The organism is Actinoplanes sp. NPDC048791 (assembly GCF_040650095.1).
Taxonomy (GTDB): domain Bacteria; phylum Actinomycetota; class Actinomycetes; order Mycobacteriales; family Micromonosporaceae; genus Actinoplanes.
On record NZ_JBEZGQ010001307.1, the window covers coordinates 1 to 2,006 of the forward strand.

Here is a 2,006-nt window from a genome sequence, read left to right on the forward strand (position 1 = left end):
GCTGCTCATGGCCAACGACGGTGTCGTGGCCGGCCGGCAGGTCGTTCCCCGCGACTGGGTGCGCCGCAGCCGCGGCAGCGACCTGCCCCAGCTGGCGGTGGGCGCGCTCGGCCCGAGCGGCTACGACCACTACGGGTACGCCAACCAGTGGTGGACGCTGGGCGAGAGCTCCTTCAACGCCTTCACCGGCCTGGGCGTGCACGGCCAGTACCTCTTCGTCGACCCCACCGCCGACGTCGTGATCGTCAAGTGCAGCGCCTGGCCCACCCAGGACGACGAACGCCGCGACCGCGAGACCATCACCGCTCTGCGCCGGGTGGCTGACCACTTCGCCTGACCCGTTTCTCCGCTCCTTTCCACCATTTCCGCAATACGGTCCGGGCCCCCGCATGCCCGGATTCACCGTCCTCGAAAGGGATCCGTAGATGAACTCTGCCCGTTTCCATGCCTGGGTCGCCGCTTTTCAGGTGGCACTGCTGAGCACCGCCATCCTGTTCTTCGCGGGCTCACCGGCCAAGGCAGCAGTGGCGCCCGGCACGGTCCTGCTCAGCGTCTCCGCGACCCTGCCGGCCGAGCTCTCCGGACTGGCGACCGCAAAACGCATCGCGTACGTCTCCACGTCCGTCACCGGGAGCACGATCACCGCCACCGGGCTGATCATCACCCCGAAGGCCAACAAGAAGAACAAGACGGTGGTGTGGGGACACGGCACCACCGGGCTGGCCGACAAATGCGCACCCTCGGCCAATCAGGCGGTCTTCTGGCCCGAGGCGCGGGCAGCGATCGCCGCCCTGCTCGCCAAGGGCTGGACCGTGGCCGCCCCCGACTATCCGGGACTGGGCACACCCTCGGCCCACCAGTACCTGATCGGTCTGAGCGAGGCCCGCTCCATGATCGACAGCGTGAAGGCCGCCCGGAACCTGGACAACAAGCTGACCACGGCGTACGCGGTCGACGGGCACTCCCAGGGCGGCCAGGGCGCGCTCTTCGCCGGCCAGATCGCGCCGAGCTACGACGGTCCGCTGGTCCTCAAGGGCGTGGCCGCCATCGCCCCGGTCTCCAACGCCGACATCTTCGCCCCGCTGATCCCCGGCACACCCGGCCAGGGCTACCTGGTCATGGCCCTGTACGGCCTCAACGCGGTGGACCCCTCCTTCAACCCGAACTCGGTGCTCGCCCCGCCGGCCCAGCAGCGCGCGAGCGTCCTGCAGACCGACTGCCTCTACCCGATCCTCGACGCCTACGCCGACCTGACCCCCGCGCAGCTGCTGGTCGGCGGCGAGCTGCCCGACCCGGTGCTCGCCAAGCTCTCCACCTACGTCAACCCGGCGCAGTCCGCTCCCACCGCTCCGGTGCTGCTCGTGCAGGGCACCGACGACGAGGCCGTCCCCTACTTCCTCACCGCCGACGTGCTGGTCGACCAGCTCCGGGCGTACCACACGGCGACCGTGGACTTCGTTCCGGTCAGCGGCGCCAACCATGACGGCGCGGTCTTCGCGACGACCGGCCAGGTCGCCGACTGGATCGCGACGAAGCTCGCCTGAGCACGGCGAGCCGATAACAGGTGACGGCGTCCCAAGCGTCCGCCCCCCGCGTGGGGCGCCGTCACTCCATCCCCTACCAACCGCTCAGTGAGGCAACGTCCATGAACTACTCCGTCAGGCCGCCGGCCCGGTCGTTCGCGACCCGCGCCGGCGCGCTCAAGATGCGTCGCTACCTGCACGGCCGGGCGCTGAGCAGCCCACCGGCCTCGCCGCGGGCCGCGGAACTGTGGGTGCACGGCATGTCCGTGACCCAGCTCAAGGCGCTGGCCTGGGGCTGCACCCCGTACCGCGCCCGGGCGGTCTTCGAGCTCGCCCTGCGGGCCCGCAGCGAGGACGCCGCCGTGACCGCCCTCGGCGTGCTGAGCCGGCTGCCCCCCTTGCTGGAGAGCCGGCTGTTCCACCTGGTGACGCTCTCCTGGGCGGCCATCACGGCGCTGCTCGCCGCCGAGACCACGCGGTCGC

1 protein-coding gene and 2 pseudogenes are annotated in these 2,006 nt (G+C 70.9%); all 3 read left to right on the forward strand.

Going from position 1 to position 2,006, the window contains the following annotated elements; translation table 11 throughout:
- Positions 1-337: pseudogene (locus AB0C29_RS45700) on the forward strand (serine hydrolase); the annotation flags it as partial.
- An 88-nt stretch (positions 338-425) separates the two neighbouring features.
- Positions 426-1,544, forward strand: coding sequence for an alpha/beta fold hydrolase (locus AB0C29_RS45705; protein ID WP_360834256.1), 1,119 nt, complete (start codon positions 426-428; stop codon positions 1,542-1,544).
- Between the two features lie 101 nt (positions 1,545-1,645).
- Positions 1,646-2,006, forward strand: a pseudogene (locus tag AB0C29_RS45710) (hypothetical protein); the annotation flags it as partial.

Excerpts from the sequence above, each read along its gene's own strand:
- AB0C29_RS45705 (WP_360834256.1), top strand. The coding sequence starts at position 426 with ATGAACTCTGCCCGTTTCCATGCCTGGGTCGCCGCTTTTCAGGTGGCA.